The sequence below is a fragment of the Streptococcus sp. WM07 genome (genome assembly GCF_004570525.1).
Lineage (GTDB): Bacteria > Bacillota > Bacilli > Lactobacillales > Streptococcaceae > Streptococcus.
This window is the reverse complement of record NZ_SPPZ01000017.1, coordinates 1-20,738: the sequence shown is the minus strand read 5'-3', so window position 1 is coordinate 20,738 and position 20,738 is coordinate 1. Positions and strand designations below refer to the sequence as shown.

Annotated in this window: 22 protein-coding genes, 1 tRNA gene and 1 other RNA gene; 5 read left to right on the top strand and 19 right to left on the bottom strand. The window is 39.8% G+C overall.

Annotation, left to right across the window (positions count from 1 at the left end):
* Positions 1-49: 49 nt before the first annotated feature.
* Complete coding sequence (locus tag E4T71_RS03450) at positions 50-220, top strand: DUF3042 family protein (protein WP_135036857.1); 171 nt, start codon at positions 50-52, stop codon at positions 218-220.
* 93 nt (positions 221-313) lie between these two features.
* On the opposite strand, the gene E4T71_RS03445 is transcribed toward E4T71_RS03450, so the two are convergent.
* Positions 314-401 (bottom strand) — tRNA-Ser (locus E4T71_RS03445).
* A 132-nt stretch (positions 402-533) separates the two neighbouring features.
* Here E4T71_RS03445 and ssrA point away from each other — a divergent pair.
* Positions 534-881: a transfer-messenger RNA gene (gene ssrA, locus E4T71_RS03440) on the top strand.
* A gap of 311 nt (positions 882-1,192) precedes the next feature.
* Here ssrA and nrdG read toward each other — a convergent pair.
* The 5 genes from nrdG to dnaG all read right to left on the bottom strand — a co-directional run bounded on the left by nrdG (position 1,193) and on the right by dnaG (position 7,553).
* Positions 1,193-1,750 (bottom strand): anaerobic ribonucleoside-triphosphate reductase activating protein, encoded by a 558-nt coding sequence (nrdG, locus tag E4T71_RS03435; RefSeq protein WP_135036854.1) that lies wholly within the window; start codon positions 1,748-1,750, stop codon positions 1,193-1,195.
* A gap of 12 nt (positions 1,751-1,762) precedes the next feature.
* The gene (gene nrdD / locus E4T71_RS03430) at positions 1,763-3,928 is read right to left on the bottom strand and encodes an anaerobic ribonucleoside-triphosphate reductase (protein WP_135036852.1); all 2,166 of its coding nucleotides are present in this window, start codon (positions 3,926-3,928) and stop codon (positions 1,763-1,765) included.
* A gap of 403 nt (positions 3,929-4,331) precedes the next feature.
* The gene (locus E4T71_RS03425) at positions 4,332-4,661 is read right to left on the bottom strand and encodes a metal-sulfur cluster assembly factor (RefSeq protein WP_135036849.1); all 330 of its coding nucleotides are present in this window, start codon (positions 4,659-4,661) and stop codon (positions 4,332-4,334) included.
* 9 nt (positions 4,662-4,670) lie between these two features.
* Complete coding sequence (rpoD, locus tag E4T71_RS03420; RefSeq protein ID WP_135036846.1) at positions 4,671-5,783, bottom strand: RNA polymerase sigma factor RpoD; 1,113 nt, start codon at positions 5,781-5,783, stop codon at positions 4,671-4,673.
* 3 nt (positions 5,784-5,786) lie between these two features.
* A complete protein-coding gene (gene dnaG / locus E4T71_RS03415; RefSeq protein WP_135036843.1) occupies positions 5,787-7,553 on the bottom strand; it encodes a DNA primase in 1,767 nt (588 codons plus the stop codon).
* Positions 7,554-7,715: 162 nt separating this feature from the next.
* Here dnaG and mscL point away from each other — a divergent pair, with 162 nt between their 5' ends.
* Entirely contained in the window at positions 7,716-8,099 is a 384-nt protein-coding gene (mscL, locus tag E4T71_RS03410; RefSeq protein ID WP_135036840.1) for a large conductance mechanosensitive channel protein MscL, read from the top strand.
* Positions 8,100-8,185: 86 nt separating this feature from the next.
* Here mscL and rpsU read toward each other — a convergent pair whose 3' ends face one another.
* The 11 genes from rpsU to E4T71_RS03355 all read right to left on the bottom strand — a co-directional run bounded on the left by rpsU (position 8,186) and on the right by E4T71_RS03355 (position 15,836).
* Positions 8,186-8,362 carry a 30S ribosomal protein S21 gene (gene rpsU / locus E4T71_RS03405; RefSeq protein ID WP_000048054.1) on the bottom strand — a complete coding sequence of 59 codons (177 nt, stop codon included), beginning with the start codon at positions 8,360-8,362 and terminating at the stop codon, positions 8,186-8,188.
* Positions 8,363-8,433: 71 nt separating this feature from the next.
* Entirely contained in the window at positions 8,434-9,171 is a 738-nt protein-coding gene (trmD, locus tag E4T71_RS03400) for a tRNA (guanosine(37)-N1)-methyltransferase TrmD (protein WP_135036878.1), read from the bottom strand.
* Positions 9,161-9,679, bottom strand: a complete 519-nt coding sequence (rimM, locus tag E4T71_RS03395) for a ribosome maturation factor RimM (protein ID WP_135036837.1) — start codon at positions 9,677-9,679, stop codon at positions 9,161-9,163. The genes trmD and rimM overlap by 11 nt, the downstream gene beginning before the upstream one ends.
* An 86-nt stretch (positions 9,680-9,765) precedes the next feature.
* A complete protein-coding gene (locus tag E4T71_RS03390; protein ID WP_135036834.1) occupies positions 9,766-10,008 on the bottom strand; it encodes a KH domain-containing protein in 243 nt (80 codons plus the stop codon).
* 10 nt (positions 10,009-10,018) lie between these two features.
* Positions 10,019-10,291 (bottom strand): 30S ribosomal protein S16, encoded by a 273-nt coding sequence (rpsP, locus tag E4T71_RS03385; RefSeq protein WP_135036831.1) that lies wholly within the window; start codon positions 10,289-10,291, stop codon positions 10,019-10,021.
* Between the two features lie 113 nt (positions 10,292-10,404).
* Complete coding sequence (locus E4T71_RS03380) at positions 10,405-12,147, bottom strand: hypothetical protein (RefSeq protein ID WP_135036828.1); 1,743 nt, start codon at positions 12,145-12,147, stop codon at positions 10,405-10,407.
* A gap of 11 nt (positions 12,148-12,158) precedes the next feature.
* On the bottom strand, positions 12,159-13,223 hold the full coding sequence (locus tag E4T71_RS03375; protein WP_135036825.1) for a carbamoyl phosphate synthase small subunit: 1,065 nt from the start codon (positions 13,221-13,223) through the stop codon (positions 12,159-12,161).
* 35 nt (positions 13,224-13,258) lie between these two features.
* Positions 13,259-14,053, bottom strand: coding sequence for an SDR family oxidoreductase (locus E4T71_RS03370; RefSeq protein WP_135036822.1), 795 nt, complete (start codon positions 14,051-14,053; stop codon positions 13,259-13,261).
* A 122-nt stretch (positions 14,054-14,175) separates the two neighbouring features.
* Positions 14,176-14,697 carry a bifunctional pyr operon transcriptional regulator/uracil phosphoribosyltransferase PyrR gene (pyrR, locus tag E4T71_RS03365; protein WP_135036819.1) on the bottom strand — a complete coding sequence of 174 codons (522 nt, stop codon included), beginning with the start codon at positions 14,695-14,697 and terminating at the stop codon, positions 14,176-14,178.
* Between the two features lie 171 nt (positions 14,698-14,868).
* Positions 14,869-15,504 carry a Pr6Pr family membrane protein gene (locus tag E4T71_RS03360; protein WP_135036816.1) on the bottom strand — a complete coding sequence of 212 codons (636 nt, stop codon included), beginning with the start codon at positions 15,502-15,504 and terminating at the stop codon, positions 14,869-14,871.
* Positions 15,504-15,836 (bottom strand): zinc ribbon domain-containing protein YjdM, encoded by a 333-nt coding sequence (locus tag E4T71_RS03355; protein WP_135036813.1) that lies wholly within the window; start codon positions 15,834-15,836, stop codon positions 15,504-15,506. Before E4T71_RS03355 ends, E4T71_RS03360 begins: the two co-directional genes overlap by 1 nt.
* 151 nt (positions 15,837-15,987) lie before the next feature.
* Here E4T71_RS03355 and E4T71_RS03350 point away from each other — a divergent pair, with 151 nt between their 5' ends.
* Positions 15,988-16,620, top strand: coding sequence for an MBL fold metallo-hydrolase (locus tag E4T71_RS03350; RefSeq protein WP_135036811.1), 633 nt, complete (start codon positions 15,988-15,990; stop codon positions 16,618-16,620).
* Positions 16,621-16,694: 74 nt separating this feature from the next.
* Positions 16,695-16,976 (top strand): helix-turn-helix domain-containing protein, encoded by a 282-nt coding sequence (locus tag E4T71_RS03345; protein ID WP_135036808.1) that lies wholly within the window; start codon positions 16,695-16,697, stop codon positions 16,974-16,976.
* Positions 16,977-17,127: 151 nt separating this feature from the next.
* Here E4T71_RS03345 and pepV read toward each other — a convergent pair whose 3' ends face one another.
* Both pepV and uvrC read right to left on the bottom strand, forming a co-directional pair.
* Complete coding sequence (gene pepV / locus E4T71_RS03340; protein ID WP_135036805.1) at positions 17,128-18,528, bottom strand: dipeptidase PepV; 1,401 nt, start codon at positions 18,526-18,528, stop codon at positions 17,128-17,130.
* Positions 18,529-18,610: 82 nt separating this feature from the next.
* Complete coding sequence (gene uvrC, locus E4T71_RS03335) at positions 18,611-20,407, bottom strand: excinuclease ABC subunit UvrC (RefSeq protein ID WP_135036802.1); 1,797 nt, start codon at positions 20,405-20,407, stop codon at positions 18,611-18,613.
* Between the last annotated feature and the right edge of the window lie 331 nt (positions 20,408-20,738).

Below are 20,738 nucleotides of genomic sequence, written 5' to 3'. Positions count from 1 at the left end.
TAACATTTTCTGTACCATATATTATAACACAGAAAAAGGAGATAGACTTATGGCAAATAATTTTGGTAAAGGTCTTTTGACAGGAATTGCAGGAACTGTAGCTGCTGTTGCAGGAGCTGTTTACGCAGTCCACAAAACCATCATTGAACCTGAAGAACAAAAAGCTGCTTTTATCGAAGAAAATCGCAAAAAAGCTGCCCGCAAACGCGTATCCCACTAATCAAAAGAGGTTGGAAATTCTCCATCCTCTTTTTATCGTCTATCTATTCAAAAATCAATAAAAAAAAAGAGGGATAGTACCCTCTAAAATATACGGAAGACATGGGATTCGAACCCACGCACGCTGTTACACGCCTACCGCGTTTCCAACACGGCCTCTTAAGCCTCTTGAGTAATCTTCCATATTTACTGACCTAATAAGTATACCACATTTTCAAACAGGTGCAAGCTTTTTTTCAAAAAAATGTCAGTTAACATCGTGGTTTTTTCTAGCTTTTCAAGTGAAAGAATGGTATACTTATCAAGTAATGTAAGGGGTCGTTACGGATTCGACAGGCATTATGAGGCATATTTTGCGACTCATCGGCAGATGTAAAAATGCCAGTTAAATATAACTGCAAAAAATAACACTTCTTACGCTCTAGCTGCCTAAAAACCAGCAGGCGTGACCAAGGTTTGATTGCTTGTGTTAAACCGCGGTCTTATTATTAGCAAGCTACGATGAAAGTCAGCCTAGTACTTTCATAAGAGATGAATAGGCTCGCAGCTACTTCACTTGAGCTATGTGTGGAGTAACTGTTAAATGAAGACATAGCCTATGGTTGTAGACAAATATGTTGGCAGGTGTTTGGACGTGGGTTCGACTCCCACCGGCTCCATCTTAACTTCTTGTAAGTTTCTAAAACTTCTTATAACTTCTTGAAAACCTTGAGAAATCAAGGTTTTTCTATTTTCCTTCTTAATTCCTTCTTATAACTTTCTATAACTTTTTGAAAAAGTCCGACTGTAATTCCGACTGTAAAAAATAATCATTATGTTTCATTTTGTTGTAGATCAAACTAAGAAAAACCACCCCAAATCCAGGGCGGTTAGCGTTAGAGAATCAATGGAACCTTTAGCTTGTATGATAATCTCTTTAATGACTTCTCTAATACGAGAAAAGTCAGCCTCCAACAGGAAACTAGTGGAATTGCTACTCCCTTAAGTTTTCCCAAAGTATAATCTGCTTCGCTGCAAGTGACTTGGGGACATCTATGATTCGTTGATTGGATGAGCCTCTAAATTGAAGAGCCATATTTCGTTTACTCATATCATAACGTCCATCAACCAAGATGTCGATATGCTTCAAAAGTTCCAACTTGTCAGGTGTTTCAAGGGCAAGTTCCTCCCATGTATAGCCTGTCCAAGACCAGATATCTTTGGTTGGTAATTCATTTCGAATTCGCTTAACTAGAGGTAGGATAATTCCGGTGTTCAGAAAGGGTTCTCCACCTAAAAGCGTTAGGCCTTGAACATACGGTTGGGCAAGATCTTCCATGATCTGTTCTTCTAGATCCAAAGTATAAGGGATTCCTGCAGAGAAGGACCAAGTTGCGACATTGTAACAACCAGAACAATGAAAAAGACAACCGCTAACATAGAGAGAACAGCGAACTCCTTCTCCATCTACAAAGTTAAAGGCCTTGTAATCCATAATACGACCTTGACTCAGTTCCTCACTTCTCCATTCTTGGGCTTTTGGATTTTTCATAAGTCCCCCTTATTAAAGACTTGAGCCATTCATGTGTTTCACACGGGCTGTAATCTCCTTGTGTCGCCCTCGAACCATGGGTCTAGCCTGCGGATTCCCTAAATAACCACAAGTTCGCTTTACTACATCAACCATTTTAGGATCTGTCATGCCACAAGAAGGACAGCGAAATCCCTTCTCAGTTGGTTCAAAATCGCCAGAAAAATCACAGGCGTAACAATGGTCAATAGGAGTATTGGTCCCTAAATAACCAACCCGATCATAAGCGTAATCCCAAACTGCTTCTAAGGCTTTAGGATTTTGTTGGAGAACAGGGTATTCACAATAATGAATAAAGCCACCTGTTGCCCCGGCTGCTGGATAATCTTTTTCAAAATCTAATTTTTCAAAAGGAGTTGGATTTTTCCGCACATCATAATGAAAACTGTTTGTGTAATATTCTTTATCGGTCACATTTTCAATGAGGCCAAATTTTTCAGTATCTAAACGACAAAAGCGATCTGTTAAACTTTCAGATGGAGTTGAATAAATTGAAAAATGATAGCCGTATATCTCTGACCAGGTCTCGGTCAAGGATTTCATCTCACGAATAATATCCAAGGTAAATGTTTTCGCTTCTGGATTATCTTCCCAGTCTCCACCATAAAAAACACTCGCTACTTCATACAGACCAATATATCCAAGGGAAATAGTGGCTCTGCAATTTCGAAATACCTGATCCACAGAATCTTCCCGTGCTAAGCGTTTCCCGAAAGCACCAAATTGATAGAGAATAGGCGCATTAGCCGGACTTGCCTCCTTAACCCTCTTAATTCGATACACCAAAGCATCTTTGGCAAGTTCCATTCGCTCACGAAAGAGTTTCCAAAAAGCAGCTTTATCACTACTGGTTTCCAAGGCAATTCTAGGTAAATTGACAGTAACCACACCAAGATTCATCCGTCCAGCGTTCACTTCTATTCCTTGCTCATCTTTCCAACCTTGGAGAAAAGAACGGCACCCCATAGGGACCTTAAAGGAACCGGTTAAATCCACAATCCTATCATAAGACAGAATATCCGGATACATACGCTTGGTCGCACATTCCAGGGCTAACTCCTTAATATCATAGTTGGGGCTTCCTGGCTCTAAGTTCAATCCTTTTTTTAAGGTAAAAATCAACTTAGGAAAGATAGCTGTTCGCCCTTCTCGTCCCAAGCCCTGGATGCGAATATTCAAAATTGCTTTCTGAATTTCCCTTTCAAACCAAGATCTACCCAAGCCAAATCCAAGTGATGTAAAAGGAGTCTGTCCATTGGAGGTAAAGAGAGTATTAATTTCATACTCTAAAGATTGCATGGCATCATAAATATCTTTTTTCGTTTTTACACGGGCATAATGTTCTAACTTTCCTTCCTGAACCCATTCCTTTGCATCTTTCAGATGCTTCTGATAATTGAGTTCCGCATAAGGAGCTAGAATTTGATCAATTCGATCTGCAGAACAGCCGCCATACTGACTGGAGGAAACATTGGCAATAATTTGAGAAATTTGTGCAGTTGCTGTTTGAATAGATTTAGGGGGCTCAACCTCTGCATTTCCAATTTTAAAGCCCTTCGCAAACATTCCTTCAAAATCAATTAAACAACAATTGGTCATAGGAGTATAGGGGCTATAATCCAAATCATGAAAATGAATCAGTCCTTTTTGGTGGGCATTCGCTATATGTGGCGGTAAAAGTTTCAGGCCAATAGCTTTTCCGACAACACCTGCTGTCAAATCTCTTTGAGTGTTGAAAACTTCCGCATCCTTATTTGCATTTTCATTGACCAAATGACTATCTTGATCTAAGAGCTTATAAATGGCTTGATTGATGTCTAGGGACTCTAAGCGCTCTTGCTCTTTTTTCTCCGCATACAATTGGTAAGCCGCAAGTAGCTCTTCTTGTTTCACATTTAAGAGAAAGTCTACCACCAATTGTCGAAGATCTACCGCAGAAAGGACATCTCCATCCAACTGCAAGAACCTCTCTTCTAAACCTTGCAGGACTTCCAGGAAGTCCTGCTGGGACAAAAGTCTTTCCAAGTCTTGATTACTACGTTCGAGGCTTAGAAATAACTTTTGAAAGTCAAAAGCAATCGATCGACCATCACGCTTCTTCACAGTTAAGCGTTGCAAATTGTCTACACGATTCTTCATCTAATAATCCTCCTTTTTACGAATAGAACTAGTGTATCACTTCACAAACAAAAAATCAATATCTGGTGTTGTTTTGAATTTTTATACTATATCTAGTGCCTTTGTTTAGGAGAATGAACTTACATATTAAACAATAGCTAGGTATACCCCAACATCTAGCATCAAAAAAGAGGCTGAGCTCAAGCTGCAACCTCAAAATGTTAATGAGTCATAAATATGTGACACAGGGGTGATTGAACCAAGCAACAATCACCCCTGTGTTCTAGAAAGACCTTACTCTCTTTTAGTCAATACAATCTACTAACTCTATGAGCCGTCTCTATCTGATTTAATAAACCGTGGGGGAGTTAGAAAACAAAACTGTTGCAAGTGTCAGAATTCCTTTCTGCTCCCTCCTCATTTCTTATTTAATCCCCAATGCAATCCGTGCGTAACGACTCATTTTTTCAACTGTCCAAGCTGGATACCAAACAAGCTTGACATCTACTTTCTGAACCTCTTCAAGTGGTCGAAGAACATCATAGATCTGTGAGGTTAATAAGTCTGCTAAAGGACATCCCATCGTCGTTAAGGTCATATCAATTTCCGTATGACCTGTTTCTGGCTCAAATCGAATTTCATAGACTAGACCCAAATTTACAATATCAATCCCTAATTCTGGATCCATGACCTCTTCCAAGGCATGAAGAATCTTGGTTTTAATTTCTTCCACTTTTACTTCTGTATAAACCATGGATTCTCCCTAATCTTCAATAAAGTCACGCAGTGGTTTTGAACGACTTGGTTGTCGAAGTTTACGCAAGGCTTTTGCTTCAATTTGACGAATCCGTTCGCGAGTAACATTGAAAACTTTACCAACATCCTCAAGTGTGCGCATTTTGCCATCATCTAAACCAAAACGAAGACGGAGTACATTCTCTTCTCTGTCTGTAAGCGTATCTAAGACTTCATCCAATTGTTCACGAAGGACAACACGGGTCGTATAATCAACTGGATTTTCAATGACCTCATCTTCAATAAAATCTCCCAAATGGCTGTCGTCTTCTTCTCCAATTGGAGTTTCAAGTGAGACCGGTTCCTGAGCAATTTTCAAAATTTCACGAACCTTATCTGGCGTCATATCCATGCGTTCAGCAATTTGTTCTGGAGTAGGATCCTGCCCTAATTCTTGAAGCAATGTCCGTTGCTCTCGGACCAGTTTATTAATTGTTTCAACCATATGCACTGGAATCCGAATGGTTCTTGCTTGATCTGCAATGGCCCGAGTAATGGCTTGGCGAATCCACCAAGTTGCATAAGTCGAAAATTTAAAGCCTTTGGTATGATCAAACTTATCCACCGCTTTCATCAAGCCCATATTTCCTTCCTGAATCAAATCTAGGAATTGCATACCACGTCCTACGTAGCGTTTTGCAATGGACACGACTAAACGTAGATTGGCTTCAGCTAAGCGTTGCTTAGCCTCTAAGTCACCTTGTTCCACTAAAATAGCTAATTCTTGTTCTTCGTCATTTGTTAAAAGAGGCACAACCCCAATTTCTTTCAAATACATCCGGACAGGATCGTTGACCTTAGCTGAATTGCTTCCAAGCAACTCCTCATCCGACAAATCCTTTTCCTCTTCCTCGGCTGCCAAAACACGTTGGCTCGGATTTCCATCTTTATCAGTGATTGCAATACCTGCATCTTGAATTCGTTGCAAAAGATTATCAATCCCATCAGCATCTAAACTAAAAGGAATTATAAGAGAGCTATTAATTTCTTCATCTGTTGCAGTTCCGGAAAGCTTATGATTCCGAATAAAATCTGCTATTTGAACATCTAATGTTGTTACTTCTTTTTGTTTTTTAGCCATTCCTTACTCCATTTTTCTTTTTTGGGCAATTAGTTCATTTAAATCAAGTGCAGCCTGATCATGCTGTCCAAGCTGCGAGGCTGCTTGAATCGTCTTAACAATTTCTTTATTTTTTTGTCTATACTTTTCTAATTCTTGGGTTTGTAATAATTGCTCAATCTCCTCATCCCCAATTTGAGGAGGTAAATTCATTTCTAGAATTTGATACCATAAGCGATTGATTTCTTCGGTCTCTTCATCCAAATCTTTGCTGGTTAATTGCCCTTTTTTTAACAATAGTTGATAGAGATCTTCATGATCTTTTTCAACAAAGTGAAAATTTTCCAAAAAACGAAATTCATTTAATAGGGAGCTATGGTGGATGAAGCGATGAAGCAGCTGCCTCTCGGTATGAATTAACCTACTCTGAGGAAGACTTATCGGTATCTCTACCGGAGCTATTCGCACCTGATTCACTGAGCCAGCTGCTCCTTGAACACGAGCTTTAGCGACTAACTGCTCCACTTGGATTTGATCAAAAGCTGGAGCCTCTTGGATTAGCTTCCTGATATAAACTTCTCTCAGTAAATCGGTCGGTAGACTTGCAATATAGGGAACCAACTGCTCAACATAAGCTAATTGAGCTTGAACTCCTTGAAGGTTTGCCGGACGGTAATAGTCCATCAAAAACTCAACGGAATCCATACGAGTCTCCTCCAAGCAGGAACGCAACTCTCCTGGAGAATGCGCTTGAAGAAATTCATCCGGATCCATCCCTTGGGAAAAGCGTACAACCTCTACTGAAAAACCTTTTAATTCTTGAATGGATTTCTCAATAGCTGCCTGTCCGGCATCATCTCCATCATAAGCTAGAATCACAGTCGGGTTATAAGCCCGTAAACGTTGGACATGTTCGGAAGTCAAGGCTGTCCCCATCGTTGCGATGACATTAGGAACACCTGCACGATAAGCAGCAATGACATCCATAAATCCTTCCGTTAGATAAACTTCTTTACTCTTCTTAATGTGAGGAAGTGCTTGATTCAAATGATAGAATTCAAAACTCTTATTAAAAATCTTAGTCCGTCGGCTATTTTTGTATTTAGCCTGTTGGTCTGAGGAATTTCCAAAAATCCGACCGGAGAAACCAATAACTTGACCCTTCACATTCGTTAAAGGAAACATGATACGATCATAAAACGAATCAACCAAACGATTCTGCTCAATATGAAAGAGACCTGAATCTAAATAGCGGTCTTCCGCAAAATCAAATTTTTGACTCACCCGATCATAAAGAAAACTTCCTCTAGCAGGTGCTAATCCAATTCCAAAATATTCAATATCCTTGCGAGACAGGCCACGTGCTTCCAAATAAGCTAGCGCTTCTTTCCCCATAGTCGATGTCAGCAAAATCGCTTGGTAAAATGTCGCAGCTTCTTGGTGCAGAGCTATCAAGTCTCCTTCAATAGAAGGTGGCTTGGCTTTCGTTTGTCTTGCAAAAGAAACGTCAATGGTTTCTCCATTAAACTGTGCCACCTTGGCAACAGCTTCCATAAAAGGAATTCCATCGATTTCTTCAATAAAACGGAAGACATCTCCTGACTTGCCACAACCAAAACAATGGTAAAATTGCTTTTCCTGGTTGACGTTAAAAGAAGGCGTTTTTTCTCCATGAAAAGGACAAAGTCCCAAATAATTACGGCCAGCCTTGGTCAGTGGAAGGTAATCTCCGATAATATCCACAATGTTCACACGATTCTTTAAATCTTGAATCTCTTGTGTTGAAACCATATGCCCTCCTTCCGACTACTATTCCTTCATTTTATCCTAAATAGCAACTTTTGTAAAACATACCATTCCTTGTTTTCTCTTAAAAAATCAAGCAAATTCATTGTTTTTTTAATCTTAGTTAGCTATAATGAATTCGTATCAAATAAAAGAATGGAGATTCTGATGTTAAAAGAATTGAAAGATTTCCTCTTACGTGGAAATGTTGTTGACCTTGCTGTAGCCGTTATTATCGGGGCTGCTTTTGGACAAATTATTACTTCTTTGGTAGAAGATGTATTGACACCTCTCTTCTTGAATCCAGCTTTGAAAGCAGCTCAAGTTGAAAAAATCGCTGACCTTTCTTGGAATGGTATTGCATACGGTAACTTCCTAAGTGCCATCATTAATTTCTTGATCATCGGTACAGTTCTCTTCTTCGTAGTGAAAGCTGTTGAAAAAGCACAAGCATTTGGTGCTAAAAATGCTGAAGAAGAAGAAGAAGAAGAAGCTGGACCATCTGAAGTTGAATTACTTCAAGATATCAAAGCTCTTCTTGAGAAAAAATAATAAGATTCAATCAGTTGGGACCTAGGTTCCAACTTTTTTTGCAATGAATAGCAGAAAAAAGCAATCCCAAAGGACTGCTTTCACTATTAGAATTTCTTACGTTTACGAGCTGCTTCTGATTTACGTTTACGTTTTACAGAAGGTTTTTCATAGAATTCACGTTTACGTGTTTCTTGAAGAGTACCAGCTTTAGTAACCGCACGCTTGAATCGACGAAGTGCATCATCTAATGATTCATTCTTACGTACCACTGTTTTTGACATTCCATCTCACTCCCTTCAAGTTAAAATCTATTATATTATACAGAACACTAGGAGCCTTGTCAAGGAATTCCTTAAAAGAATTCATCGATTTCTCGATTTTCTTTGATAAGCTGCAAAAATTTCTCTTCTTCCTTGGATAAGTCATAGCCTTCTAATAAATCTGGTCGTCTATTCAAGGTTTTTTTCAAACTTTGGAACAGACGCCATTGACGGATATGCTCATGGTGTCCACTCATTAAAACGTCAGGTACAGTCATCCCTCGGAAATCATAAGGGCGTGTATACTGAGGATATTCTAAGAGGCCTGATGAGAAACTATCATCTGTATGACTACTTTCTTTGCCAATAACTTGTGGAACAAGACGGACAGTGGCATCAATAATAGTCATGGCCGCCAATTCTCCTCCTGTTAAGACATAATCTCCCAAGGAAATTTCATCAGTCACCAAGGGCTTAATCCGCTCATCATAGCCCTCGTAATGCCCACAAATAAAAATAAGCCGCTCTTCTTTAGAGAGTTCCTCTGCATAGGTTTGGTCAAAAGAACGACCAGCAGGATCCAAAAGAATCACCCGTGCCTGTTCGCGACCTTGGATTCCTTCAATAGCATCATAAATGGGTTGAGCCCGAAGTAACATCCCCTGACCTCCTCCATACGGCTCATCATCAACATGACGAGCTTTCTCTGCTGATTCCCGAAAATTATGGTAAGTTATCTCCAAAAGACCTTTATCCCTAGCTTTCCCCACAATGGAGTGCTCCAAAGGCGAAAACATTTCCGGAAAAAGGGTCAAAATATCAATTTTCATCATCCAATCCTTCCGGTATCTCAACCAGTACCCGACCAGCTTCCAAATCTACCTCTAGGACTACTGATGGGATATAAGGTAGGAGTAGATCATTCTTTCCTTTTCTTTTCACGACCCAGACATCATTGGCACCAGGTTGTAAAATTTCCTTGATTTCCCCTAGAAATTCTTCATTTTCATAGACTGGAAGGCCAATAATTTCATGGTAGTAAAAGGCTCCTTCTTCTAAGTCACTCAAATCTTCAACCGCAATTTTTAATGTATAGGTTTTATATTTCTCAATATCATTGATGTGGTACATTCCCTTAAATTTAATGATATCGAATTGTTTGACTTTACGATGGCTATGAATCTCTACCATCTGAACAAATTGACCCTTGGGATCAAATAGAGCTAACTGACTTCCTTTTTTAAAGCGTTCTTCTGAAAAATCGGTTACTGATAGAACCCGCATTTCCCCCTGTAAACCTTGGGTATTGACAATGGTTCCAACATTTAGATATTCCATCTATTCTCTCCAATTTGAATAAAAAAGCTGGGACCGTGGTCCCAGCAAAGTAGCTTCTTCAAAGATTCGAACTGATTCAAGCAAGATTAGTCTTGCTCATCAATGACAATCCGAACTTTTTTTGAATCGATTGGGACCGAATAAACAATCGTCCTTATCGCTGAGATAGTCCGACCTTTCCGACCGATTACACGTCCTACATCTAATGGATGCAAGTCCAAATGATACTCCAGAAACTCAGGCGTATCTTCGATACGGATAGTCAATTGATCTGGATGTGAAATCAAGGGTTTCACAATTGCAATAATGAGATTTTCAATCGTGTCCATAAGCTAACCTTTATTTAGAGTATTTTGACTCGTGGAATTTCTGCATGATTCCAGCTTTTGAAAGAATGTTACGTACTGTATCAGATGGTTGTGCACCATTAGCCAACCATGCTAAAACGCGCTCTTCTTTAAGAGTCACTTGATTTTCTTCAACAAGTGGGTTATAAGTTCCGACTGTTTCGATGAAACGTCCATCACGTGGAGCAAGTGAATCTGCAACATTGATACGGTAGAAAGGTTTCTTTTTAGAACCCATACGAGTCAAACGAATTTTAACTGCCATTTTATAAATTCTCTTTTCTAAACTTTTTCTTTTGTTAAGGAAACTCAACAATAGTTATTCTAACACCTTCTTAAAAAGCTGTCAAGAAAAAAAACTTGACAGCTTTTACTTTTTTAATCAAAGCCTTGGTGAGTATACAGAGGACGTAACTTCAAGCTTCGAATTTCTGGGCTACCGTAAAGTTTATCAGGTTTCTCCAACAACAATACTTGATCAATTAATTCTGGACTTAAGGGTTCCAAATATTGCTTCATGCCAGCCTCCAAAGGGCTATTGCTACCGACTAAGATAGATTCCTTCCAAAGTTCTTGTCCTAACCAAGGATCTTGATCTGAGTAAAGAAAAACCGTACTTGGATGAATACTTGGCTCAGCCTCATTTTCTAGTTCATAACTCGAGTAATAAGCTGTGGTAAAACCAACCCATCCCTCAATTTCCTTATACGTCGGGAGAATGCCTTCTGACACACGCAATTCCCAAATCGTCTCCTCTGCTTCATCCCATAACTTAGCAATCCGCAAATCCGATAGACCTACAACCTTAGCTTGTCTCAGTAACGTTAAATCCCCAGGATTTTGAACCAATCGTTCTTCTAAGGCTACAACAGACTCTAGGGCTTCTAAAAATAGCGGATCGATATGGGTTAGTCCTTGAATGTAAGAAGCTGTCAATCCCCTTCGCAGCCCCTCCAAAAGATATAGCAAACGATCCGATTGTTGACGAACAAGATGGTCCACTAGGTCTTCCTCACTCATTCGCTCCAGAGGATGCTCCAATCTCGCCTCTAATACCGCTAAACCTTTCAAAAGAACTGCTTCTAAATTACGGGCATAAGCATAAAATTGTCCTGTCGACTGCCGTCGTAAAGCTCCAGTTAGCAACCGGGGATGGTGAAAGTCTAGTGGAAAGCGAGCTACTAAATAATCCATAGCCGGCTCACCTGCCTTCCAACTCGGCATCGTTTGAAGCGACTGACCTTCCAAAATATGCAACATTAGCTCTGCCATCGGTAAGCGTAAAATTTGACTCATCATCAAGGCACTATCATTTAAACCCAAACCAACTTGTAATAAAAAGGCTTGCTTTTTATCTGGATTCCATGCAAAACGTAAGGAGATAAATCCTTGTAAACGAAGTCCTCTAGCAAGACGAATCGAATAATTTCTTAAAAATTGTAAGTCGGAATCTGACAATGTCTGAGCGGGAAAAACAAGCGTCGCATCTTCTCGGTGTTGCCCAACTGGTTCAATATGTTCTGCAGTCCCTACAATAAAGCTAGAGTCAAATGAATCGCGTACCAATACTAGCTCAATCTCCCGTAAGCTTTTCATTGGACTCTCTATATAATAAGGAAGAGGCAACACTAGGTCTTGGAAATGTTCATAGGCAGCTAAAAGTTCCTCCGTATTGGAAACTGTCATCGGCTCTTGACCATGCATTTGAAGAGAGTCTCGCAGAAGAACAGGGAAAGAGAGTTCTTGCAAACGTTCCTTCAAATCTTCCCATCCGTAAATCAACTGACTATTCGTCATATTCAAATCTAATTGCTTCAATTGTGCCTGAAATAATTCTGGATGTAGAAGATACTCTAAAGATTTAGCGGGATAAATATGCCAGCGATCCTTCATCTGCGTCCAAGCTTCTAATTTTTGCACTTCGATCAGAACATCAATTAAATCACGATCTAAAAACAGAGGAACAATTGTATAATCCGGTTGCTCCACTAAAGCTTGAAGTAAGTTCTCTAAATTTTCAAAAGAATGATGAATCCAATTTTTATGCTTTTGCAATAGACGATTCAACGTTCGTTCTTGGTTCTGATTCAATTCCCTTGGTGTCAAGACTAGCTTCTTCATTCAAATCCTCCTTACTCCAATAAGGTGAAAAATTCATCCATCAAATATCTAAAATCATGAGGGCCTGGTGATCCTTCTGGCGAGAACTGAACAGAGATAACCGGGCGCCAACGATGACGATACCCCATAACATAATCTTGATCTAAGGTTATATGGGTAGCTAATAGATGCTTGGGAAAATTCTTCCTTTTGATCGGGTAATGATGGTGGTAATCTGCAATAGTAACTTGATTGGTTAAGGGCTCATACAAGGCTTGTTTCCCCGTCTCTCCATAGGGAAGGTCAGCTACATCTGCTTGATTGGCTAAAGCTAAAAGCAGATGTCCCAAGCCGATAGCTAACATTGGATAGGTCTCTTGCAGACGCAACAATTTCTCCAATAAATCCTGACTTGCTAAATAACGAGGATTTCCTGGACCACTCGATAAAACGATCGCATCTGGTTGGTACAGAAGAATTCGTTCAAGAGAGGTGTCAAACGGTAAGACAATAAGATTGCTCTCCCGCTTGGACAATTCTCTTAACAAAGAATGCTTAACACCAAAATCTAAGAGAACAATATTTTTCCCCACTCCTGGAACAGGGAATGGATCTCTTGTGGAGGCTTGCCGAGCATCATCCTTGGGTAAAACTGTTGCTACGAGTTGATCCAAGATATGATGTAGACTATCTCCTTCATCAGCAATCGTAGCCTTCATCGGGCCTTGTTTGGTTAATATTCGGGCCAAAGCACGGGTGTCTACCCCCTGAATCCCCGTAATTCCCTTAGCTTTGAGGTACTCATCAAGATCTTGCTCCTGTTTCCAAAAGGAGCCCTTGCGACGATAGTCCGCTACAATAACGGCACGACAGGAAGGCTGAAGGGACTCATCTAGTTCACGCTGAAAACCTGTATTGCCCACTCGCGGATAAGTGAAGGTCAAAAGTTGTCCACTATAGGTTTGATTGGAAATAATTTCCTGATGACCACTTGTATGATGTGACAATACGATACTACCTGTAACATCCTGATCTGCTCCTAAAGGACTCCCCTCAAAGACCTGCCCATTTTCCAAAATCAGTAGTCTTTTTGTCATCACTTACCTCCCTCCATTTAGTTCATTCGTAACTCTTATTTAAAATTTGCGAAGCGTAGTGTCAGCCAGCGAGCTAGTCTTGGACACATACGATGTCCCAGATAGGCTAGACGCATGGCAAAAGGTAAATTCACCTCATAAGGTAGCTTTTTCGTTTGCCATACCAACTCTGCTAGGAGTTTAGCTACCTGATGAGCTTCTAGGGCAAATCGCTCTACATTTTGAATATAAGTCTGCATGGCAGGACTATGATCAAAAAACGCAGTTTTAACAGGTCCTGGATTCACAACTGTTACTTGGACACCAGAATCCTCCAATTCCATTCCCAATACTGCTGCATAAGTCATCATCGCACTCTTGCTTGCTGCATATACAGAAGACTGAGGTGTCGGTAATTTTCCAGACATAGAAGCTACAATGATAATTTTACCACCACCTTGCTGTAACATCTGTTGAGCAGCTACCTGTGATAACCGAATTCCAGATAAAGTATTCAGTTGAAATTCTCTTTCTACTTCTTGTGGTGTAAAATCTAATGCAGCCTTAAAATCAGCAGCTCCAGCTACATGCAATACTACATCTAATCGACCGAAATGCTGAAGGGCTACCTGTAAGCATTCTGAAATTGCATCGACTTGTGTCAAATCGAAAGGATGGACGACAACATCAACTGCATGCTCAGAGGATAGTTCCTGGGCCAACTGATCTAATTTTTGTTGATTTCTTGCAACTAAGACAAGGTCCAAGGATCCTTGTTGAGCCAAATGTCTTGCCGTCGCTTCTCCTATCCCACTGGAAGCTCCCGTAATTAGAACGACTGGCTTAGACATAGGCTACCTCAATCGTAGATTCTAATAAAACTGGTTGGGCAAAAAGCTCTTGCCAGGGTAGGCTCGGACAACTACTTATCCGAGGCCTCACCCATCGCTCAGACCTCGTTTTCTGAGCCATTTTATTCCCCCTCACTTAGCAGCACACAATCTTGTCCATCCAATTCACTCAACTGAACCGAAATTTTCTCCTTGGAACTAGTTGGAATATTTTTTCCAACATAGTCGGGCCGAATCGGTAGTTCCCGATGTCCTCGATCCACGAGAACTGCCAAGGAAACCTTATTAGGTCTACCACGATTAATGAGGGCATCAATGGCTGCTCGAATTGTCCTTCCTGTATAGAGAACATCATCCACTAAAATAATATTTCGTTTATCAACATCAAACGGAATATAGGAGGTATCTTCTCCCCCTTTTTGGTCATCTCGAAAAGGATGAGTGTCCAATTCACCCAGAGGAATTTGAATCCCTTCCAACTGTTCTAAGCGTTCTTGAATACGTTTGGCCAAATAGACCCCTCTACGTTTAATTCCTACTAAGACAACTTGGTCCAAATCCTTATTGCGTTCCATGATTTCGTAGATAATCCGTGTGATTGCACGTTTAAGTGTTACATCATCGACCACTTCCTTGACCCGCATGACTCAATTCTCCTTTTTTCAAAACTAAAAGCCTCCTTATTCAAGGAGGCTCCACAAAATAAACTGTACTCAGTTTCTTCCATCTGACTCTCCTTGTCTGCCTCACAGGACAGAATTAAAGGAAATTTTTCTTAAACTAGAGTAGCATCTTTTAGTCTTTTTTGCAAGACATTATACAATCTTATCGGCTTTCTTCCTCATTTTATTTTTTAAAACAAATAAGAGATAGCCTACAAGCAGATAAGCTAGAAAAATAAAAACTGCATACTGAAATACATAGGTCCAACCATATTCCGTAACATCTAAAAAGAAATAAGCGAAAGGACTGTGTTTAGCCCCTGGAATCGGCCATTTCAGAACTAAGCCATTCACCAAAGCAAAAGCTAAGTAATAAATCGGAAACAAGGTCCAAAGCCAAGGATCTACCAGACGGTATTGTCCACCCTGATCCCAAATTAAGGTATCTGCGACAAAAGCTAGAGGTACCACATAATGCACAAGAAGATTTTTCAAGGTATAAAAATCTTCTGACGAAACACTTGGTGATAAGAGGATGTGGTAGACTACAAAAGTGATTAAGATAGCCATTGTCACACCGGCCTTAAGCCGATAAAAATTCTGAGTTCGTTTCTGATTCCAAGTCCACAAAGTAGCGTAAAGAAATCCCCAAACAAGAATATTAGATTGAACCGTATAATAGAGCAACATTCCCCAACCATCTTCGAGGAGCTCCAAACTAATGCCAATTGTTGAAAGGATTAGTAAGAGGAGTCGATAAAATAGGATTATTTTTCTTCGACTAGCCATTAGACTTTTTTCACAAATTCAGATTTCAACTTCATGGCTCCAAAACCATCAATTTTACAATCGATATTGTGGTCGCCTTCAACCAAGCGGATATTTTTCACTTTGGTTCCCTGTTTCAAATCTTTCGGAGCCCCTTTAACTTTTAGGTCTTTGATTAGGGTCACTGTATCCCCATCAGTCAGTTTTACTCCGTTCGCATCGAGGGCAACCACACCTTCTTCTACTTCAACATTTGGATCCCATTCATAAGCACATTCAGGGCAAACCAAAAGAATACCATCTTCATAGACATATTCAGAGTTACATTTTGGACAATTTGGTAGAGTATTCATTCTCTTCCTCCATCTTTCATTTTAGTACATGAAACATTATAGCAGTAGAGTTGAAATTGGTCAAAATTTTCTAGAATGTCAGATTTTCTCTGTAATCTTTAAGGTAGAATATACCCTTGGCATGGTATACTAATTGGGAAAGGAGGATACCATGCCAATTCACCAATCCTTTAATGCACTTGCTGGAGAAAATACCTATTACTTAGAATCTCAAACTTCTGTAATCTTGGTCGATCCTGGGAGTGATTTGCAACAAATTCTAATGCAATTACAACGAATCAATAAACCCCTAATTGCTATCTTTTTAACCCACACCCACTATGACCATATTTTTTCCCTGGAGGAAATTCGCAACCGCTATCAAAATCCGCCTGTCTATGTCTCACCTCTTGAAGCTGATTGGCTTCAAGAACCAATTAAAAATTTATCAGGCTTAGAGCGACATCAGGATTTACCAACTATCATCTGCCAACCTGCGGAAGTTACATTTGAGACTGATAAGGAACTCGTCTTACAAGATTTCTCTTTTAGAGTTCTTGCTACCCCAGGACATTCCATAGGGGGAATCTCTCTGGTTTGGGATGAGGAGGAAGCAGTTTTAACAGGGGACTGTCTTTTTAAGGAAACGATAGGTCGTTGGGACCTTCCAACTGGAAATCAAGAACAGCTACTAAACTCCATTCGGCAACAGCTATTCCCTCTCCCAGATCATTACTTGGTCTTTCCAGGTCACGGTCCCAGCACTTCTATCGGACATGAAAAAAATCATAATCCTTTTTTCTAAAACAAGCTATATTTTTATTGTATTTACCCTTAAATTTTGCTATAGTAATGGAAAAATAAAGTGGGAGTAGCTCTATGTTTGATAGTAAAAAATTAAAAAAACGTCGCTTAGAATTGAACCTTCGTCAAGAAGATATCTATCAAATCCTGGCTATTCCACGGTCTTTATATGTCCAGTGGGAATCGGGAGCACAGATTCCAACCTATCAACAAGTGTTGCAATTGTCCAAAATTCTATCAGTTGAAGATACCTATCTGATTGACCCCAAGGATATTTTTAATATCTATCTCAAACTCTCTAAGAAAAACAAAAAAAAGGTAGACGAATTCGCCTACCATCTCTATCGGCAACAGTAATGAGGCTGAGAAAAACTAATAATTTCCGGCTTCACTTGAAATTTGAATAGATAAAACAGCTTAGAATCAACGTTTTAATGACGTAATTCTAAGCTGTTTTCTATTTTTAAGACTTTTTATCCAGCCTCATTATTTATGTAGAGCTGACAGCTTAACGAATCAATTCATAAATCGCTTCAGCATAAATAGCTGCAGCACGGAAAAGATCATCCACTTCAATAAATTCATTCGCTTGGTGCATTGTATCAGTATAACCTGGGAACATAGCCCCATAAGCAACTCCTCGTTTCAAGAGTCGACCGAACGTTCCACCACCAATTACTTTTTCATGCCCTTCCAAACCTGTATGTTTTTCATAAACTGAAAGAAGGGTCTGCACAAGTGGATCTTCAGCTGGAACATAGTGAGGAGTATGTCCATGCTGAGAAAGAGTTACTTCTACTCCAGATACTTGTGCCAATTTGGTTTGAATCATTTCTGGTGTCACTCCTTGCGGATAACGGAAATTTAAAGCGATATGACTTTGATCTGAGTCTTTTTCAAAATGAAAAATACCTGCATTCATAGACAATGCTCCCATACGATCATCTACAAAATTCAAGCCAAGAGCACGTGCGTCATGGTCATCTTTCAATATATGACCAGCCAAGTCTAGATATGCTTTTGCAATTCCTGTAAAAGAATAATTTGCCAAAAAGGCAGCTAAATAGGTCGCTCCATTGACACCAAGGTGAGGGGAGGCACCATGAGCAGATTTTCCAATTAACTCCAACTCTAAACCAGACTCTACTTCTCGAACTTGGCCCTTCAAGCCAACTTCTTGTAAATAATGTTTAAAATCTTGAGCCATTGATTCAGGTGCCGCTTTAATCACAGCCGTAGCTGCTTCAGGAACCATGTTCTCACGGAGCCCTCCCTTGAAAAGCAACAGTTCAAGACCTTCTTCTTGCTGGCCATGATAATGGAGATAAGCAGTGATATTTCCTTTTTCACCATTGATAATTGGAAATTCAGCATCAGGTGAAAATCCAAAATCAGGCTCTGGAAGACCGACATGCTCAAAATAATAGTCCATATCTGCCCAACCAGATTCTTCATCTGTCCCTACTACAAAGCGGACTTTTTTAGAAGTAGGAAGACCAAGCTCCTTAATAATTTTCAAACCATAATAACAAGCCATTGTTGGTCCCTTGTCATCACTAGACCCACGCGCGTAGAGTCGGCCATCTTTAATAATCGGTTTGTAGGGGTCTGTCTCCCAACCACTCCCAGCTGGCACAACATCCATATGGGCAAAAATGCCAAGAACCTCTTCTCCTTCCCCATATTCAAAGTGGCCGGCATAATTATCCACATTTAAAGTAGAGTAGCCATCTCGTTCCGCTAAGGAAAGAAAATGTTTCAGAGCTGCAACAGGACCAGGTCCAAAGGGATGTTCAGCATCTGCTAGGTCATCTCTCCGCTCAGAGTTAATTTCCAAGAGACTAAACAAATCTCTCAATAAATCCTCTTTGCGCAATTCAACTTCTTTTTGAAAATCTACTATAGGCATATATTTCTCCTTTACTTTCTATTCTACCACTTCTTTGAAAACTATGGAATTCTGCCATAAAAAACTAAGGTCTTTAAGACAGTTAATTCTCTTTATCCTCTACCTTATCCGCTAATTTGTCTTTAACACGCTGGGCAACGACCTGAGGTATACCAAGAGCTTGAATCTCTTCTAAACTAGCTGCTTGGATTTTCGGGATACTTTTAAAATGTTTAAGCAAGACTTGTTTCCGTTTAGGACCAAGTCCTTCAATACCGTCCAGCCTAGATGAGAAAGAATTCTTACTTCGAACTTGGCGGTGAAAGGTAATAGCAAAACGATGGACCTCATCCTGAATACGATGTAAGAGGAAAAACTCTTGCGACTGACGACCAAGTTCCACCACTTCCAGTGGGTCACCAAAAAGTAGTTCATGGGTTTGATGACGATCATTTTTCTTTAGACCAGCAATGGGGATAGAGAGGCCCAATTCACCATGAACAATTTCTTTAGCCACCGAAACCTGACCTTGCCCTCCATCCATAATAATCAAATCTGGTTTCGGAAGATTTTCCCGAATCACCCGACTATAACGTCTTCTGAGTACCTCTCGCATACTGGCGTAATCGTCCGGTCCCTCGACAGTTTTGATTTTGTATTTGCGATAATCTTTCTTACTGGCAACTCCATTGATAAAAACCACCATGGCTGAAACCGGGCTTGTTCCCATAATATTGGAATTATCAAAAGCCTCAATTCTATAAGGCGTGGAAATTCCCAACACACGTCCCAAATTCTCGACTGCTCCTTGGGTTTTCTCAAAATTCTTTTCAAGTAGATCAAACTTTTGCTGGAGTGAAACCCGTGCATTTTTACTCGCTAGACTCACTAGTTGCTTCTTTTCCCCTCTCTGGGGTTGACGAATTTTAGTCTCTACCAAGGCTTGGGCTGATTCTAAATCCACATCTTTTGGTAACAGAATCTCATTTGGGATAAGATGATTGGTCTCTTGATAAAACTGACCTAAATAGGTTAAGAAATCTTCCTCTGCGTCATTGTAATAAGGAAAAAGACTCACATCCCTCTCTATCAGTTTCCCCTGTCGTACAAAAAAGACTTGGACACACATCCATCCTTGATGAACAGCATAACCAAAGACATCTCGATTTTGTAAATCTTTAGCCATAACCCGTTGTTTGGTACGTAATGTAGCGATGGCTTGTAAAAGGTCTCGATATTCAGCTGCCCTCTCAAATTCCAAATCTTGCGCTGCGGTCTCCATCTTAACTTTTAATTCGTCCAAAATTTTATCATCCTGCCCCTTTAAAAAGTCGGAAACTTCTTGGGCCATATCCATAAAATGTTGATGCGTATAGCCGGTTATTGTGTGGGCATCACACTGATGTAGGTGATAATAAAAACAGACCTTATCAGCTGGATTACTACATTTTTTGAAGGGAAAAATCCGATCCAAAAGCTTCTTAATTTCATTCGCTGCTCCCACATCTGGATAGGGACCAAAATACATAGCACCATCTTTTTTAACCTGACGGGTTGTTATCAGGCGTGGATAATAGTCATTTGTAATTTTAATAAAGGGATAGGACTTATCATCCTTTAGCATAATATTGTACTTAGGACGATTCTCTTTAATAAGATTAATCTCAAGCAATAAGGCTTCAATATTGGATTCCGTTACAATAAATTCAAAATCGGCAATTTCAGAAATAAGAGCCTCTGTCTTAGTATCGTGACTCCCTCTGAAATAGGAACGAACACGATTCCGTAAATTCTTAGCTTTACCAACATAAATAATGGTTCCCTGCTGGTTCTTATGGAGATAGCAGCCGGGACTTGTTGGCAATAGTGCCAATTTATTCTCAATTAATTCCTTGCTCATAGTAAAATTGTACCACTGCTCTTTATTTTTGCAACTGAAAAAACTAGGAAGTTTAATACAGTCCTACTGAAATAGACAGTACTTCATGTATTTGTACTGTCTACTTCAGTAGGATTTTTAGTATATCTAGAAAAAGCAACATTGCTTTTGAAAGTAAGCTGAGAGCCGAGACACAAGTACATCCAAAACATCTAGAGATTCTTGGTAAGCGCCCAATAACAAGGTATCTTTAACCGAACTAGAAATCTAGCTATACTAATCTTATAAATCATCAGGATGGAGATTGATATGGTAGATTCTCGCTCGTTCACTAGGATAAATTTATGTGATT

What these genes read in the sequence shown, in the direction of transcription:
- E4T71_RS03450 (WP_135036857.1), top strand. Translation starts at nt 50, where the DNA reads ATGGCAAATAATTTTGGTAAAGGTCTTTTGACAGGAATTGCAGGAACT.
- nrdG (WP_135036854.1), bottom strand. Translation starts at nt 1,750, where the DNA reads ATGAAAAATCCAAAAGCCCAAGAATGGAGAAGTGAGGAACTGAGTCAA.
- nrdD (WP_135036852.1), bottom strand. Translation starts at nt 3,928, where the DNA reads ATGAAGAATCGTGTAGACAATTTGCAACGCTTAACTGTGAAGAAGCGT.
- E4T71_RS03425 (WP_135036849.1), bottom strand. Translation starts at nt 4,661, where the DNA reads ATGGTTTATACAGAAGTAAAAGTGGAAGAAATTAAAACCAAGATTCTT.
- rpoD (WP_135036846.1), bottom strand. Translation starts at nt 5,783, where the DNA reads ATGGCTAAAAAACAAAAAGAAGTAACAACATTAGATGTTCAAATAGCA.
- dnaG (WP_135036843.1), bottom strand. Translation starts at nt 7,553, where the DNA reads ATGGTTTCAACACAAGAGATTCAAGATTTAAAGAATCGTGTGAACATT.
- mscL (WP_135036840.1), top strand. Translation starts at nt 7,716, where the DNA reads ATGTTAAAAGAATTGAAAGATTTCCTCTTACGTGGAAATGTTGTTGAC.
- rpsU (WP_000048054.1), bottom strand. Translation starts at nt 8,362, where the DNA reads ATGTCAAAAACAGTGGTACGTAAGAATGAATCATTAGATGATGCACTT.
- trmD (WP_135036878.1), bottom strand. Translation starts at nt 9,171, where the DNA reads ATGAAAATTGATATTTTGACCCTTTTTCCGGAAATGTTTTCGCCTTTG.
- rimM (WP_135036837.1), bottom strand. Translation starts at nt 9,679, where the DNA reads ATGGAATATCTAAATGTTGGAACCATTGTCAATACCCAAGGTTTACAG.
- E4T71_RS03390 (WP_135036834.1), bottom strand. Translation starts at nt 10,008, where the DNA reads ATGGACACGATTGAAAATCTCATTATTGCAATTGTGAAACCCTTGATT.
- rpsP (WP_135036831.1), bottom strand. Translation starts at nt 10,291, where the DNA reads ATGGCAGTTAAAATTCGTTTGACTCGTATGGGTTCTAAAAAGAAACCT.
- E4T71_RS03380 (WP_135036828.1), bottom strand. Translation starts at nt 12,147, where the DNA reads ATGAAGAAGCTAGTCTTGACACCAAGGGAATTGAATCAGAACCAAGAA.
- E4T71_RS03375 (WP_135036825.1), bottom strand. Translation starts at nt 13,223, where the DNA reads ATGACAAAAAGACTACTGATTTTGGAAAATGGGCAGGTCTTTGAGGGG.
- E4T71_RS03370 (WP_135036822.1), bottom strand. Translation starts at nt 14,053, where the DNA reads ATGTCTAAGCCAGTCGTTCTAATTACGGGAGCTTCCAGTGGGATAGGA.
- pyrR (WP_135036819.1), bottom strand. Translation starts at nt 14,697, where the DNA reads ATGCGGGTCAAGGAAGTGGTCGATGATGTAACACTTAAACGTGCAATC.
- E4T71_RS03360 (WP_135036816.1), bottom strand. Translation starts at nt 15,504, where the DNA reads ATGGCTAGTCGAAGAAAAATAATCCTATTTTATCGACTCCTCTTACTA.
- E4T71_RS03355 (WP_135036813.1), bottom strand. Translation starts at nt 15,836, where the DNA reads ATGAATACTCTACCAAATTGTCCAAAATGTAACTCTGAATATGTCTAT.
- E4T71_RS03350 (WP_135036811.1), top strand. Translation starts at nt 15,988, where the DNA reads ATGCCAATTCACCAATCCTTTAATGCACTTGCTGGAGAAAATACCTAT.
- E4T71_RS03345 (WP_135036808.1), top strand. Translation starts at nt 16,695, where the DNA reads ATGTTTGATAGTAAAAAATTAAAAAAACGTCGCTTAGAATTGAACCTT.
- pepV (WP_135036805.1), bottom strand. Translation starts at nt 18,528, where the DNA reads ATGCCTATAGTAGATTTTCAAAAAGAAGTTGAATTGCGCAAAGAGGAT.
- uvrC (WP_135036802.1), bottom strand. Translation starts at nt 20,407, where the DNA reads ATGAGCAAGGAATTAATTGAGAATAAATTGGCACTATTGCCAACAAGT.